The sequence below is a fragment of the Okeania sp. SIO2C9 genome (assembly GCF_010672455.1).
In the GTDB taxonomy this organism is placed as follows: Bacteria; Cyanobacteriota; Cyanobacteriia; order Cyanobacteriales; family Microcoleaceae; genus Okeania.
On sequence record NZ_JAAHGO010000283.1, the window covers coordinates 1 to 1,115 of the forward strand.

The following is a 1,115-nucleotide window of genomic DNA, read 5'->3' on the forward strand; positions in this document are numbered from 1 at the left end:
CTACCAAGGGAAAATTCTTGATTAATTATTACCTGAATAATTGGAAACCAAAATAAGGGAAGGCTTAAGAGCTGATTCATTAAGAAAATCTAAAGAAAGCTACATAAGAGTGAAACATAGTTTTATGATCAATGATATTCTGGATATAATTGTGACTAATGAGCCGTATACCTGCGATCGCTAACCCTCAACGTAAGCCATACCCAAGTGATCTGAGTGATTTAGAGTGGGAAATACTCAAGCCTTTGCTACCTAAACCAAAAGGGTTTGGTCATCCCATTGAAGTGGATTTAAGAGAGATTATCAACGGCGTATTTTATGTACAACGGACTGGATGTCAGTGGGAAATGATGCCCCATGACTTACCCCCGTACACAACTGTATATAGGTATTGTCAGAAATGGCAACGTCGTGGTATATGGGAGCAAATGCATGCTCAAGTCCGCCAAAAACTGAGAACTCAACTAGAAAGAGATCAAGATTCTAGTGTGGCGATCGCTGATTCTCAGTCAGTCAAAACAACAGAAAAAAGGGCTCTGTCTATGGCTTCGATGGTGGAAAAAAGGTTAAAGGGCGTAAGCGCCATATAGTTGTAGACTCTCAAGGCTCACGGGGTGACAAGCGCCTCAAAACTATTGCTGAATAAGCTTTTGAAGAATTAAACCTCTATAAAAAATCTTGATTTTTATTGCTAAATAATGATAATCATTTTCAGAGAATGGGTAGGGACGCGGAGCGTCCCTACCCATTCTCCCCCAATTCAACTTGATTTTTCTGTCAACATAATCGTCATAAATCACATTTTATGGTAAAAAAAGTCGGTCTACTTCAATCAACAGACCGACAAATATGGATTTAATATTATTCTTTGAATCACATTTTAAACAATATTTGACTCCAACTCAAGCCCAAACTTTAAAAATGTTAGTTTGGTTGTTGACTGTCCAAAAAACAGTAAAAATAGAAAGGTTAGCCGCTTGTTCTCCTTTGCCCATTAAATATCAAAGCCGTCGCCGTCACATTCAAAGCTTTTTAAGATTCTTTTCTTTAAGCCTTCCCTTATTTTGGTTTCCAATTATTCAGGTAATAATTAATCAAGAATTTTCCCTTGGTAA

The 1,115-nt window shown here is 37.4% G+C and carries 2 pseudogenes; both read left to right on the plus strand.

The window, feature by feature from the left end:
* Nucleotides 1-158 precede the first annotated feature (158 nt).
* Nucleotides 159-607, plus strand: a pseudogene (locus F6K23_RS41040) (IS5 family transposase); the annotation flags it as partial.
* A gap of 242 nt (nt 608-849) precedes the next feature.
* Nucleotides 850-1,115, plus strand: a pseudogene (locus tag F6K23_RS41045) (IS4 family transposase); the annotation flags it as partial.